Genomic DNA, 13,684 nt, shown 5'->3' with positions numbered 1-13,684 from the left:
AGCCTCGTAGGAACCCGAGAACCCTGAAGGAGCAGATATGCGTGCAGCAGTGGTCACCGAGTTCGGCACCCCCGACGTGATCAAGACCCAGGACTGGCCCGACCCCGAGCCGGGCGCCGGTGAGGTCGTGATCGAGGTCGCGGTCGCCGACATCATCTTCGTCGAGACGGCCATCAGGCAGGGCCAGCACAGCCAGTTCTTCGACGTGAATCCGCCTTACGTGCCAGGCGGTTCACTCGCCGGCACCGTCCGTGAGGTCGGCCCGGACGTGTCGACCGACTGGATCGGCAAGACCGTTCTCGGTCGGGCAGCCGGCTTCGGCGCGCACGCCGAACTCGCCCGGGCCAGCGTCGCCGGTCTCGTCGAGATCCCGGCCGAACTCAACCTCGAGACGGCGATCGCGGTCTTCGGCGACGGCTTCACCGCACTGATGCTGGAGGACCTCGCTCCGCCGATGCAGGGCAAAGAGGTGCTCGTCACCGCGTCCGCGGGCGGGATGGGCCTGCTCCTGACCCAGCTCGCTCACAAGGCCGGCGCACACGTCATCGCGGCCGCCCGCGGGCAGGCGAAACTCGACCTCAGCAAGGCGCAGGGCGCGGACGTCGTGATCGACTACTCGAAGCCCGGCTGGGAGAAGTTGGTGCTCGAGGCAACGAACAACGACGGTGCCGACATCGTCTTCGAAGGCGCCGGCGGTCAGCTCGGCGCGACCGCGTTCACGGTCGTCAAGGACGGCGGCTGGTTCTCCGCACACGGCGCCCCGAGCGGAGGCTTCGCGGCGTACGACGCCGATGACGCCGAACGACGTGGGATCACGGTGAAGGGAATCAACGACCTCAGAGCCGACACCACCAGTACGACGATCACAGGCGCCGATGTGATCGCCAGAGCCGTCGCCGGGGACCTCAAACCCGTGGTGGACCAGGTCTACGACCTCGACCACGTCGCCGACGCCCACACCGCGCTAGAGCAGCGCACACTGCTCGGCAAGGCCCTGATCCGGGTCAGCTAGTCGGCAAGGCCCTGATCCGGGTCAGCTAGTCGCCGACCGGCTGGTCCGCGTGGTCGGTGACGGCAGGCGGGTCGGGACGGGCCGTGACGATCCGGTTGCGCCCGTCCCGCTTCGCGCTGAGCAGTGCGTTGTCGGCCGCGAGGACCAGTTGGTCCATGGTGTCCGCGACGTCCGGGTACACCGCGGCACCGAACGACGCCGGTACGCCGGTGATCACCGCAGTAGTAGCCATAGCGGTATCCACTGACACGCTGAGTGTGCTGAGCCGGTCCCGGATCCGCTCGGCCACCTCCAGCACCTCACCCTCCGAGGCGCCAGGCAGCAGCACGGCCAGCTCGTCTCCACCGACTCGTGCGACCAGATCACCCTGCCGGACCTCGGCACGCACGCTCTCACCGACTGCACGTAGCGCCTGGTCCCCAGCCGGGTGGCCGTAGGTGTCGTTGATCTCCTTGAACTTGTCCAGGTCCAGCATCAGCAGACCGACCGAGCTGCGCAGTGTCTCTGCACGAGCCAGCTCAGCCGGTACGGCGTTGGCCCAGTACGCCGGAGTCGCCAGACCGGTCTTGATGTCCGTCCCTGCGGCCCGCTGGAACTGCGGCAGCAGCAGGTCGCGGTGCAGCGTCAGCACCGTCACCATCAGGATCGGCACCACCCACGGGTACGACGCCTGCAGTGCAGCAACCGCCACACCGAGGCCGAGCCCGGCCACCACGACGAGCTGGTCGGCGAGGTCTCCCAGTGCGCCACGGGCGGTGGCGTCAGGGGAGGAGAGCAGGATCGCGCCGATCACCAGCGCGAAGTTCACCAGCCACCAGGTCGCGGCGGCGCCGACCACGATCAGCAGCGTCCACGGCCCGGTCGGCACGCGTGGCTCGGTGAGCAGGCCGCCACCACGCAGTACGCCGGCAGCGGCAGCACTGGCCAGGATGAACGTGCAGGCCGAGAACACCTTGCGGTGCGCGATGGTCCGTCCGTAGACCCGGATCCAGGAGTAGCCGTAGGTGACGACGATCAGTGCGATCACCAGGCTGAGCGGGAGCAGCAGCAGCCCGGCGAAGACCCAGAGGCTCTTCAGATTGGTGTACGGCGAAGTGTTCGCCGCCATCTCGCGTCGGCGCTCGATTCCGCGGGCAGACTCGAGGTGTAGTACCGAGGCGGCCGTCAGTACCGCGAAGGCGACCCACTCGGTCGGCCTGACGCCGGTACGGGCGCCGGAGACCGTCGAGGCCACAGCCAGGGCGGTGATCATGACTGCGACAGCGTCGACGCCGAGCACATAGCTCAGCGCGGGACGCGGCAACGACCAGAGCTTCCATCGGCGGGGTGGCACCCACTTGCTCCGACCGATCAGAATCATGGTGGCCTCACACGGTTAGACCTGAACGGTTATTCCGTAATAGTAACTGCCTGTTCACGCGAGGTCATCCCCGGGCTCGCGTAAATCCATCTGACGGATGGCGAAGGAAGGATCCAGCACCATGTCGAAGATCAGCACCGGCAACGAGTGGTTCAACGGCGGCAACGAGTGGTTCACCGGCGGCGGCAACGAGTGGTTCCACGGTGGGAACGAGTGGTTCCGCGGCGGGAACGAGTGGTTCACGCAGAGTGGCAACGAGTGGCTCCGCCGACCGGGTGGATCCGGTAACGAGTGGTTCACCAGCGGTAACGAGTGGTGACCTGACGGACATTGCCGAAATTTCTTTACCGACATTTTACGGAGTTCGTCCGGGGGTATTCCCTGAATCTCCGGACGCTCATCCGGCCCTCATTTCGGAGGTGCCGGTCCCGGACCGGCGGGCGCGTGTCCAGGCAGTGCCCGCCGCCAGGGCCGCGACCGCACCCGTGGCGCCCATGACGCCCACCGCGAACGACGGCGACGACTGGTCGGCGATCAGTCCGGCGAGCAGGATTCCGATGCCCTGACTACTCCGCAACGCCGTACTGGCGACCCCGAACGCCTGGCCCCGTTGTGAGTCCGGCACGGCCTGAACGAACGCTGCGCTCGTCGGCAAGTGGTACGCCGACGCGAGGCCGGACACGGCCCACAAGGCGACGGTCGGCAGGAGCCCTGGCGCGAGGAAGCAGACGATCAGCGGCACACAGGCCAGCACAGCCAGCGGCCCCAGCATTCCCATCCGCCGCTCAGGCGGCCACAGGGTGATCAGCCACATGCCCGCGACAGCACCCGCTGGACTCGCGGCAAGCAGCAGTCCGGCCGCTTGAGGCCCTCCACCGATCTCATGGGCGTACGGGACTGCCAGGCCCTCGACAGTCACGTAGAACCCCGCGATCGTCGCCAACACGACCAGTGAGCGCAGCTTCGGCGTACGGGCGACCAGTGAGAAGCCGGCGGCGAGGTCTTTGAAGTAGCTCTTCGGTGGCTCGTTGGTGTCACGGGCCGGCACCGGGCGCCGTCGTACGCCGAAGGCTATGAGTGCAGCGGACAGTAGGAAGGTGGCCGAGTCCAGCAGCAGACCGCCCGACGTACCTACCGCGACTACGACCACACCACCGGTGCCGAAGCCGAGCACCTGGCTGAACTGCACGACCATGTCGTTCGCAGCCTTGCCGAGCACGTAGTGATCGCCGGGCAGTACGGCGGGGAGCGTCGCAGCGCGTGCAGCGTTGAACGGCGACCCGAAAGCCTGCAGCGCGAGCAGGAGCAGGACGACGACCAGTAGCGGTAGGGCCTGGATCGCCATGGCTGCAACGAGAACAGCCCGGGCCAGGTCCGTGACGATCATCACAGTACGGCGGGGGTAGCGATCGGCGAACCCGGCCAGCAGCGGCCCGAACAGCAGGTCGGGCACGTAGGTCAGTGCATAGGTGAGAGCGGTCAGGCCGGCGGAGTTGGTGCGGTCGAAAACCAGCACCGACAGCGCAACGCGGGCCAGCTGGTCGCCTGCGACGGACAGCACGCCGGCCAGGAACAGCGCCCTGAACTCGGCGTGCCCGAAGACGTCGCGCCAGCGGGCACGCTCGATCACCCCACCCTCCATACCTACGACCCTAACCACAATCCGTGGTCTGACACCTCCCGCCTGTAACTGAAAGGGTTTCCCTGCATCGGTGGGAGGCTGGTTCAAAGGTTTGATCACGGCGCATCAGTGCCAAATCGTGAACCCGGTGGTTCTCGATTTGGATGAACGTTCTACTCTGGAGATCTCTGGTACCGGGGTCTGGGCGGGGCGGCCCCGACCCTGGTACCAGAGTTCTTCTTTGTCCGGGGCTCATCGACGAAAACTGTCGGTGGGCCCCGGTAGCGTTCTCAGTGCCAGGGGCGGCTCCTGGACGTGCTTCCTTCTCCTTCACCAGGCCAAGTAGCGCGTCCGCTCTCCGCCCCTGGCGCGTTCGTCATGAGTCCGCTGGGGAGGAGACGCGATGCCGGATCAGCACGCGCAGGCCGCCGTACTGTTGCGCCGCCGGCGACTGGTCGACCCGACCGCCCTCACCCCTCCGGTGCGACGTTCCGCCTGGCAGTGGCTGCGTCGTCCGCTGACCATCCAGTCAGGGCTGTCCGCGTTGCAGGCCGAGCTGATCCAGCGCGGCCTCCTGCTGTCCGTCGGTCTGTACCGGTACTGCGCTGGTCTGTCGGCGCCCGCTCTCGCCGGCTTCGGCCGCTCGATGCTCGAGCTGCTCGACGCCGAGTCCGGGCACGACGAGCAGCATGTGCCGCTGTTCCGCGGCTTCCCGGAGAGCGTGCCGGGCAACACTGAGACCTTCTACATCAACAGGATCTTCGCGCGGTTGCTGCAGGAGCCCGAGCAGCCGTGCGTGCTGTGTGGCGACGCGAAGTCGGTGCACGCCGTCTCGCCCTGCGCACACCTGGTCTGCCGGACGTGCTGGGACGGTTCCGACTTCAGCGCCTGCCCGCTGTGCCTGCGCCGGATCAACCCGAACGACCCGTTCCTGAAGCCGTCGTTCGACGAGGTGCAGCCCGCGCACGTCCGCTCGGACCGCCTCCGGTTGCTGACCATCGCGCCGGCCGATGCGCTGCGGTCGACAGTCGATGCCCTGCTGGTACGACGCTCGCCCCTGTCCGCCGCGGATCGCGCCGACCTCCAGGTGCTGCTGTCCGCAGCCGACCCGTCCTGGCTGCCTGACGAGATCCCGGTCCGGGAGACGCGGGCGCTGGTTCTTGCGCATTTCCTCGACGACCATCCGGAGCTGCTCGATCGGGCCGGTACGGCGACCGACGTACTGCGGCTGCTGTATGCCCTGATGGACGCGGACCCAGGGCTGCGGACGCCGCCGGTCCGCCGGAAGTCCTTGCCGCGGGCAACTCGACGGCTGGTCCTGGGGCGGCTCGACCGGTTGCCGGCCGAGACGCTGATCGAGGACATGCTTCGGCACGAGCGGGCCTGGAAGCGGATCGCGGAGAACCTGCACCCGTTCGAGTTCGCGCCGCGGCATCCACGGGCCGCGCTCGCGTTCGCGGTGTTGCGTCGTACCGAGCTGGACTTGGAGACCGCGGCCGGGCGAGCGGTGGCGGGCGAGGCGGCGCGGCATCCCTTTGTTCGTGTGGAGGATGGACGTCTGACCACGAATACGTTCGCATCCCGGGTCGAGGGCGCGTTGGCGTCGAGGCCGGGGCACGCGCTCGACCTGCTGCGGCAGCGGCCCGGAGAGTTGGTACGGCGGCTGGTCCAGTTGGCGCGGGTATTGCCGGGGGACCAGCACGGTGCGCTGGTGGACGCGTTGGCGACGGCGGTCTCGGACGTGTCGCCGGTCGTGCTCACCGCGGCGCTCGGTCAGGTCCGCACGCCGCCGGGCGATCTGCGGCTGTTCTTCCCGCGTGGCGGGACCACCCGGATCTGGACGACGGTGGACGGTCGGGAGCCGTTGCCGACCGAGCTCGCTACCGCGCTGTCCGGCGTACTGGTGGGAGAAATGTTGCGACGGGCAACGGATCTGCCGCGGTTGCGAAGGGTGTTCCTGGACGAGGAGCTGGCCCGGCTGGCGGCGCCTGGTTCGGAGCGGAGTGCGTCGTCGACGTTGCTGCGGATGACCCGGGGGAGTGCGGTCCCGATTCCGCAGGACGAGTTGCTGCGGTTGTTCCTGCATTGGGTCGAGCCGCGCGGACGGCGGGTCGATCTCGACCTGTCGGTGGCGGTGTTCGACGAGGAGTGGGGGTTCGTCGGCCTGTGTGACTACACCCGGCTGCGGTTCGACCAGGACGCGCTGGTGCATTCGGGCGATCTGACCTCGGCGCCGGGACCGCACGGGTCGACGGAGTTCGTGGATCTGGATCTGCGGGCGGTGCGACGGGTCGGCGGGCGGTACGTGCTGCCGGTGGTGTTCAGCTACAACAACGTGCCGTTCGACGAGCTCGAGCGCGGGTTCGTCGGGGTGATGCGGCAGCCGACCGGCCTGTTCGATCCGGCTGCGGTCGAGGAGCGGTTCGACCTGGCCGGGCCGGCGAAGATCCTGCTGCCGTTCGGCGTCGACCTGCAGACGAAGCATCTCCGCTGGTACGACGTCAACCTCAGCGCAGCCGGGTACGGGCACAACATCGCGAAGTACGGCGGTCACCTCGCGCTGATGGCGGCGACGATGGAGGAGGTTCACGGCGCGGGGGACCGGGTGAGCCTGTGGGAGGTCTGCTGCTGGCATGCCGCCGCGCGGACCGACGAGGTCGTCGTCCGGTGTGCCGACGGTTCGGTGGTCGGCTATCTGCGTGATCCTGCTGAGGATCTCTCGACTTTTGCCCGCCGGCTCACCGCGCGCCTGGAGCCGGACCGTGTCTGGGACCAGGACGCCGCTGATCGCTCCGACTTCGCCGCCGTACTCACCGCGGACATCACCCCACGTGCGGGCGCCGAGGTGTACGCGCTCCATCCGCAGCTGCTCGACCCCGCCAGGCACACGCTCATCGACGCGCCACACCTGCTGAGCGCGCTGGCTCCCGACACCCGCGCACACACTCCGGCGGCCCTTCCGAGCTGATTTGCCCGGGATGCCGCGGTTTCCCTCGCGGGCGTGCCTGAGGATTGGCTGAGAGGACTTTGACAATTCTGTGACGCTGCGGGGCCGGGTGCTTTGGCTGGCGCGGCAGCAGGGGTACAACGGAACTGACTGCGAAGGGAGCCACGAATGACGTATGACGTGGTGGTGCTCATCGAGCGGGAGATGAGCGAGGGCGACGCGCGCCGCGTTGCCGCCCTGCACGCTAGGTACGAAGACCCCGTGGACTACCACCTGCTCATCTCCAGCCATGCGGCGAGCGGTTTCGGTGGTCCGATGGCGTTGCTGGGGTCGACGTTCGCGGACGTGGCCGGCACGACCGCCGGCAGGACGGTCGCAGGCAACGCGATGTTCGCCGCTGCCCGCCCCAGCCCGCCGGGTACGCCGAGCCAAACACCGACAGCCACCCTCGCCGACCCGGATGTCGACCTGGCCTCGGTGATCGAACACAGTTCGCGTCACCTCCGGGCCGCCAGCGGCTACCCGGTGAACGTGTCGATCACCCACGGCGAGATCCTGCTGGCCCTCATGTCCCTGGTGAAGAGCACCAAGAGCCACGAGGTCGTGGTGGTCGCCTGGCCGGAGACGGCCGCGAGCTTCCTCTGCTCCGACTGGACCACCAAGGCCCGCAAGGCCCTGAAGGTTCCCCGGGTCCGGATCCTCGAGCACGACAGCTGAGCTGCTCGGGGCCGTACCGAGCGACAGGATGTAGTCATCAGTACCGCGAGGCGGGCGGGCCACGCGGTGCCGGCTACCGGCTACCTCCTGTCGTTCGGTACGGCGCTCGAGAGCTAGCCAGCCGGGATTGGTTCGTGCGGCAGCCGTACCGACACCGTGGTTTCGCCTGGGTGCGAGTGGATGGTGATGGTGCCGCCGTGGTGTTCGGCGATGATTCGCTGGGCGATGTCGAGGCCTAGACCGGTACCTTTGCCGACGTCCTTCGTGGTGTAGAAGGGCTCGAAGGCACGGGCGGCGACCTGCGGTGGCATGCCCGGTCCGGTGTCGGTGAACTCGACGACGATCCGGTCGCCGTCGGTCCGGGTGGTGATCCGCAACGTGCCGGCGCGTTCCATCGCGTCGACCGCGTTGTCGATCAGGTTCGTCCACACCTGGTTCAGCTCGCCGGCGTACGCGTCGATCTGGGGGACGTCGGCGCCGTACGACCGGATCACCTCGATCCCGTCGCGGAGCTTGTGGCCGAGCATGACCAGCGTGCTCTCGATGCCTTCGGTGACGTCGATCGTCTGGATCGAGCCGCGGTCCATCTGTGAGTACGACCGGACGGCCGCGACGAGCTCGGAGATCCGCTTGGTCGATTCCTTCACCTCGCCGAGGAGCGTGTCCACCGCGAGCGTGCTCGCGACCCACTCGAGCCCTGGCTCCACAGCATCTCCCAGGAGCTCGGCAGCACGTTCGCACCACTCGAGAGAAGCCCCGGCCGCCGCCAGCGGCGGGGCGATCAGCCAGTCCTGCTCGATGTCATGGCGATCCAGCCATTCCGAGATGGTGTTCTCGGCGTCGGCGAGGTCGACGGGGTCCGGTGCCGCCGTACCTTCGCCGAGCTCCACTCGCAACGCATCCAGCGCGTTGAACTGGGCGGCCGTGATCTCTCCTTCCGAGAGTCGGCGCAGCGCGGACAGCAACGAGTTGCAAGCAGTGTCGAGCGCGCTGACCGAGCGGGAGGCCGCGGCGGCAGGGTTGTTGATCTCGTGCGCCAGCCCGGCCGCCAGTGTCCCCAGCGTGATCAGCGCGTCCCGCTGCCGTGCGGTCGACTCGATCGCGCGAGCGGTCCCGTAGACGCCCTTGATGAGATGCCCGGCGAGCGGGAACCAGGCGTCGATCCGCTCCCGCAGTACGTCGGCAGGCACCCGCAGTACTCGTCCCTCGCCGATCCCACGTCCGGTCGCGAGGTAGACGCCGTGCTCGTCCCAGGCCCGGAACCCGCCGGCCCATCGCCCCGGTACGTCGATCTTGCCCATCACGGTGTCTTCACGTCCGATCCGGCGGTGCAGCGCGATGGCGCCGTCGACGAGCACCCACCAGAAGTCGGCCGGCTCGCCTTCGTGGAACAGGTCGGCACCGGGTTCGATCTGGACCTCGGTGCTGCTGTCGATCAGCTCGCCCAACTGGTCGTCGGTCAGTCCGGCGAAGAGGGCGATCCCGCGCAGGTCGTCTGCCTTCATCAGAGGATCCCTGTCATCAGACGGTCGCAAGGTAGCGGTGGACGAGGTAGACCGACATCGCGCCCTCGCCGACGGCGGACGCGACCCGTTTCATCGAGTCGAGTCGTACGTCGCCGGCCGCGAACACCCCCGGCAGACTCGTTTCCAGTGCGTACGGCGGCCTCGGCAGCGTCCAGCGATCCATCGTGACCAGCTCCGGGCCGGTGACGACGAAGCCCTTACTGTCACGGACCAGCGAGTCGTCCAGCCAATCGGTCCGGGGCGACGCGCCGACGAAGACGAACAACCAACTCGCCTGTACCTCCTCGACCCGGCCGGACATCCGATCGGCCAGCGTCAATGCCTCGAGATGACCCTCGCCGCGACAGCTGACCACCTCTGTCCGGCACCGCACTTCGATGTTCGTCGCTGATGTGATCTTGTCTAACAAGTATCGAGACATGGATGTCGTCAATGTGTCCCCGCGTACCAACAGCACAACCCGTTTGGCGTAGCGGGCCAGGTTCAGCGCCGCCTGACCAGCTGAGTTCGCAGCGCCCACGACGTACACCACGTCGTCCTGGCACTGACTCGCTTCACTGGCCGTGGCGCCGTAGTACACGCCGCGACCGGTCAGGTCGCCGAGGCCGTCGACATCGAGGCTCCGGTACGAGACCCCGGTCGCGATGATCACCGAGCGGGCCTCGATCTCTCCGGATCCCTCCAGCAGTACCGCGTGCACCGGCCCACGGGACTCGAGTCCGACAACTCCGCGGGCTAGCACCATCTCGGCGCCGAAGCGCGAGGCTTGGGCCACTGCCCGGGCAGCGAGGTCCGAGCCCGTCAGCCCGCGCGGGAATCCGAGGTAGTTCTCGATGGCAGCGCTCGACCCGGCCTGCCCGCCAGGCGCCTCGCGCTCGACGATGACCGTGCTCAACCCTTCGGAGGCCGCATAGACGCCCGCGGCCAGTCCGGCAGGTCCGCCTCCGACGATGCAGACGTCGTACAGCGGCTGCTCGGCCCGGGTCCGCAGGCCGAGTGCGGAGGCGAGGTCGACCGTTGACGGTGAGCGGAGGGTGTCGCCCTCGGGGATGAGGACCAACGGCAGGTCGTTGTCCGCGGCATCGGCCAGGTCGCGCAGCCGTTGACCTTCGGCGTCGCGCTCGACGTCGTACCAGCGGTACGGCACGTGGTTGCGCGCCAGGAACGTCTTGATGTCGTGGGAGCGATCCGACCAGCGGTTCCCGACCACGCGGACGTCGGTGGTGTGCTCGGGGTTGGCCTGCTGCCAGTCGCCGAGCAGGTCGTCGATGACCGGGAACAGCTTGTCCTCCGGTGGATCCCAGGGCTTCAGCAGGTAGTAGTCCAGGCCGATGTCGTTGATCGCCTTGATCGCGATATCGGTGTCGGCGTATGCCGTGAGCAACAGATACTTCGCAGTCGGTGCCTGCTCGCGGGCGCGTTCGAGCAGTTCGATCCCGGTCATGCCCGGCATCCGCTGGTCGGTGGCGATCAACGCGATCGGCTGATTACGCAACGCGAGTTTGGTCAGTGCGGCCAGCGCCTGAGAGCCCGACGTCGCCTTCACGATCAGGTAGTCGTCGCCGTACCGCCGTCGCAGGTCACGGGAGATGGCCGCACTGACCATCGGGTCGTCGTCGACGGTGAGAATCGCTGGCTTGCTCACGCGGTGCCCCCCACAGCAGTGAACCGATCCCGTCAGGATGCCACGAGATCCACCGCCACGGCACTCAGACTGTCTGGTAACTCCCGGTCTACTGCGTGGCACCGGGCACGGCACGTGGCCGCGTGATGGCCTAGCCGAGGCGAAGGAGGGTCTCCTCGATCTCGGCACCGCGCGCATTCGCGTAGGCGACCTCGGTGCCGGTGATGCGGAATCCTGCGACGTCCCGCAGTGCCACGTCCGCCACGGCCATGCCCTCCCCGCCCCTTGGTCTCCGATAGGCGAGCACGTATCAGCGCCCTCCGACACTTCTCGCTCGTCGCATCCGAGCTCAACGGCTAGTCGCCGACCGAGCTCACGGCTAGTCGTCGATCAGGGCGCGCAGGGTCTCCCGCTCCGGCTCAGGGACGTAGCCGGAGTAGTAGTCGTACATGTTCTGCCGGGCGATCCGGGCCGCCGCGTGACCGTTGCCGGCGCGGATCGCGTCGACCACCTCGGCGTGATGCTGGAGCGATTCGAGCATCAGGGCGCGGCTGTTCTGGGCGTGCGCGACCTTGTCCGAGATCAGGGTCAGCACGACGCCGCGGACGACCTCGTTACAGGTCTGGATCAGCGAGTTGCGGCTGATCTGCGCGATCACGTCGTGGAAGGCCAGATCCGCCTCGCTGAAGGCCTCGAAGTCGACGTCGATCGCGGCCCGCATGGCCACCAGCGTCTCCTCCATGTCGGCCAGTTGCTCCGGTGTGCGCAGCCGGGAGGCGACCTGGATCGCGGCGCCGTCCATGATCATCCGGAAGCCGATCAGCTCGCTCAACGTCAGCTCGTCCACCCGCGCCAGCCGGACCATCTGCTTGCGCAGCGCCGACTGGGAGAACGGCAGGATCTCCGGCCCGTTCGGATCACCCGGGCGCGATCGGACGACGCCGTTGCTCTCCAGCACCCGCAGGGCCTCGCGCACCGTCGATCGGCTGACCTCGAACTGCGCGACCAGTTCGCGCTCACTCGGCAGCCGCTGACCGGGGGCGAGATCACCCCGGGCGAGTGCGTCCTCGACCTGCTCGACGATCCGCTGGTAGGCGCGGACGGGCTGCACCGGCTCGAACCGCGGACTCTTTGTCATTCCGGAGCACCCCAATCGCTTGACAGACCCCTGCGTAGCGACAAACCTAGTGGCCCAATGACACCTAGTCCACTGGTCGGACCAGTCACAACCGTACGGCGAAGTGTGCCGGACCGGCGTGGCCCCGCTCAGCGGACTCCGCAGAGATCGCCAGAATGCGGCGAGGAACAGCCGGCAGCACTGGAGGAGTTCGCGTGAAGTCACAGTTCAGCAAAAGCGCGCTGCCGGGCCGGGCGGTCGCGTTCGTCGCCGCCGCGGCACTCTTGGTCCTGACCGCCTGCTCGGCGGGTTCCGGTACGTCGTCCGGCAGCTCGCCGGGCGGTAGCCAGTCGCTGTCGATCGGCCTGGTCGCCGAGCCGGCCAGCCTCGACTTCACCACTACCGACGGTGCTGCGATCCCGCAGGTGCTGCTCGGCAACGTGTATGAGCGCCTGGTCAAACAGGACGACTCCGGCAAGATCGTGCCGGAGCTGGCGAAGTCGTGGACTGTCTCACCGGATCGCAAGACTTACACGTTCGACTTGGTAGACAATGCGAAGTTCACCAACGGCAAGCCGTTCACCGCGGCTGACGCGGTGTTCAGCATCAACCGGGTGAAGACGGCCTGGACGACCTCGCTCAAGGCCGCGATGGACGTCGTACAGGAAGCCAAGGCGCTGTCGCCGACGCAGTTGCAGGTGACGCTGACCAAGCCGAGCAACGGCTGGCTGTTCCGGATGACGACCCGGATCGGTGCGATGTTCTCCGAGACCGGCGTGAGCGCGCTGGCCACGGCCCCGATCGGCACCGGCCCGTTCAAGTTCTCGAAGTGGAACCGTGGCGACTCGATCGTGCTCGAGCGCAACGACGACTACTGGGGGACGAAGCCGTTCTTCAACCAGATCACGCTGAAGTACTTCAAGGATCCGACCGCGCTGAACAACGCGCTGCTGACCGGGACCATCAACGTGATCGGCACCGTGCAGGCGCCCGAGGCGTTGAGCCAGTTCACCAGCAACGACAAGTACCAGGTGATCGAGGGGACGACGAACGGCGAGGTGCTGCTGTCGTTCAACAACTCCGAGCCGATCTTCAAGGACATCCGGACCCGGCAGGGGATTCGCCAGGCGATCGACCACAAGGCCTTGATGGACACGTGTTGGGCCGGTCGCGGCAAGCTGATCGGCAGCATGGTCCCGCCGACCGACCCGTGGTACGAGGATCTGACCGGGGTCGCGCCGTTCGACCTGGCCAAGGCGAAGTCGTTGCTGCAGGCATCTGGTGCCGCAGGCAAGACGTTGCGACTGAGGCTGCCCACGTTGCCGTATGCGATCGCCTGCGGTCAGGTCGTGAAGAGTCAGTTGGAGCAGGCCGGGTTGAAGGTCGCGATCGACCAGCAGGAGTTCCCGGCGGCCTGGCTGACCAACGTGTTGAAGAACGCCGACTACGACATGTCGATCATCGCGCACGTCGAGCCGCGGGACCTGGGTGCGGTCTTCAACGCGAAGTACTACACCCGGTACGACGACCCGACCCTGCAGCAGTACCTGGCCGCGGCGGACTCGGGTGACGAGGCGGCGCAGATCGACAACATGAAGAAGGCGGCGCGGCGGATCTCCGAGCAGGCCGCGGGCGACTGGCTCTTCCTGCTGCCGAACCTGATCGTCGCGGACAAGAACCTCACCGGTCTGCCGAAGAACGCGATCACCGAGAACCTCGACCTGACCAGCCTCGCCCGCTCCTGAGTCGATACGGACCAG

The 13,684-nt window shown here is 67.6% G+C and carries 10 protein-coding genes; 5 read left to right on the top strand and 5 right to left on the bottom strand.

What is annotated here, in order from left to right; all coding sequences use genetic code 11:
• The first annotated feature begins 37 nt into the window (after positions 1-37).
• Entirely contained in the window at positions 38-1,012 is a 975-nt protein-coding gene (locus EV652_RS14750) for a zinc-binding dehydrogenase (protein WP_132209651.1), read from the top strand.
• Between the two features lie 25 nt (positions 1,013-1,037).
• On the opposite strand, the gene EV652_RS14745 is transcribed toward EV652_RS14750, so the two are convergent.
• Entirely contained in the window at positions 1,038-2,372 is a 1,335-nt protein-coding gene (locus EV652_RS14745) for a GGDEF domain-containing protein (RefSeq protein WP_132209650.1), read from the bottom strand.
• Between the two features lie 121 nt (positions 2,373-2,493).
• On the opposite strand from EV652_RS14745, the gene EV652_RS14740 reads away from it, so the two are divergent.
• Entirely contained in the window at positions 2,494-2,691 is a 198-nt protein-coding gene (locus EV652_RS14740) for a DEAD/DEAH box helicase (protein ID WP_132209649.1), read from the top strand.
• Positions 2,692-2,769: 78 nt separating this feature from the next.
• On the opposite strand, the gene EV652_RS14735 is transcribed toward EV652_RS14740, so the two are convergent.
• Positions 2,770-4,014 carry an MFS transporter gene (locus EV652_RS14735; RefSeq protein ID WP_132209648.1) on the bottom strand — a complete coding sequence of 415 codons (1,245 nt, stop codon included), beginning with the start codon at positions 4,012-4,014 and terminating at the stop codon, positions 2,770-2,772.
• 382 nt (positions 4,015-4,396) lie between these two features.
• Between EV652_RS14735 and EV652_RS14730 the strand changes: the two genes are divergently transcribed.
• Together EV652_RS14730 and EV652_RS14725 are read left to right on the top strand one after the other, a co-directional pair.
• Positions 4,397-6,961: an MXAN_6230/SCO0854 family RING domain-containing protein gene (locus EV652_RS14730; protein WP_132209647.1), complete on the top strand. Its 2,565-nt coding sequence runs from the start codon at positions 4,397-4,399 to the stop codon at positions 6,959-6,961.
• Positions 6,962-7,108: 147 nt separating this feature from the next.
• On the top strand, positions 7,109-7,657 hold the full coding sequence (locus EV652_RS14725) for a hypothetical protein (RefSeq protein ID WP_132209646.1): 549 nt from the start codon (positions 7,109-7,111) through the stop codon (positions 7,655-7,657).
• A 113-nt stretch (positions 7,658-7,770) separates the two neighbouring features.
• Here the strand turns inward: EV652_RS14725 and EV652_RS14720 are convergent, their stop codons facing one another.
• The 3 genes from EV652_RS14720 to EV652_RS14705 form a co-directional block, all read right to left on the bottom strand.
• A complete protein-coding gene (locus tag EV652_RS14720) occupies positions 7,771-9,162 on the bottom strand; it encodes a sensor histidine kinase (RefSeq protein ID WP_132209645.1) in 1,392 nt (463 codons plus the stop codon).
• A 16-nt stretch (positions 9,163-9,178) separates the two neighbouring features.
• Positions 9,179-10,828: an NAD(P)/FAD-dependent oxidoreductase gene (locus EV652_RS14715; RefSeq protein ID WP_132209644.1), complete on the bottom strand. Its 1,650-nt coding sequence runs from the start codon at positions 10,826-10,828 to the stop codon at positions 9,179-9,181.
• 358 nt (positions 10,829-11,186) lie between these two features.
• Positions 11,187-11,945, bottom strand: a complete 759-nt coding sequence (locus EV652_RS14705) for a FadR/GntR family transcriptional regulator (protein ID WP_132209643.1) — start codon at positions 11,943-11,945, stop codon at positions 11,187-11,189.
• A 194-nt stretch (positions 11,946-12,139) separates the two neighbouring features.
• Between EV652_RS14705 and EV652_RS14700 the strand changes: the two genes are divergently transcribed.
• A complete protein-coding gene (locus tag EV652_RS14700) occupies positions 12,140-13,669 on the top strand; it encodes an ABC transporter substrate-binding protein (protein ID WP_242001768.1) in 1,530 nt (509 codons plus the stop codon).
• Positions 13,670-13,684: the final 15 nt, after the last annotated feature.

Source organism: Kribbella steppae (assembly GCF_004342025.1).
Lineage (GTDB): Bacteria > Actinomycetota > Actinomycetes > Propionibacteriales > Kribbellaceae > Kribbella > Kribbella steppae.
Note: the sequence above shows the minus strand (reverse complement) of the source record. Positions and strands in the feature narration are given on the sequence as shown.

Coding starts and splice junctions, on each gene's coding strand:
- EV652_RS14705 (WP_132209643.1), bottom strand. CDS start 11,945: ATGACAAAGAGTCCGCGGTTCGAGCCGGTGCAGCCCGTCCGCGCCTAC.
- EV652_RS14735 (WP_132209648.1), bottom strand. CDS start 4,014: ATGGAGGGTGGGGTGATCGAGCGTGCCCGCTGGCGCGACGTCTTCGGG.
- EV652_RS14720 (WP_132209645.1), bottom strand. CDS start 9,162: ATGAAGGCAGACGACCTGCGCGGGATCGCCCTCTTCGCCGGACTGACC.
- EV652_RS14750 (WP_132209651.1), top strand. CDS start 38: ATGCGTGCAGCAGTGGTCACCGAGTTCGGCACCCCCGACGTGATCAAG.
- EV652_RS14740 (WP_132209649.1), top strand. CDS start 2,494: ATGTCGAAGATCAGCACCGGCAACGAGTGGTTCAACGGCGGCAACGAG.
- EV652_RS14730 (WP_132209647.1), top strand. CDS start 4,397: ATGCCGGATCAGCACGCGCAGGCCGCCGTACTGTTGCGCCGCCGGCGA.
- EV652_RS14725 (WP_132209646.1), top strand. CDS start 7,109: ATGACGTATGACGTGGTGGTGCTCATCGAGCGGGAGATGAGCGAGGGC.
- EV652_RS14745 (WP_132209650.1), bottom strand. CDS start 2,372: ATGATTCTGATCGGTCGGAGCAAGTGGGTGCCACCCCGCCGATGGAAG.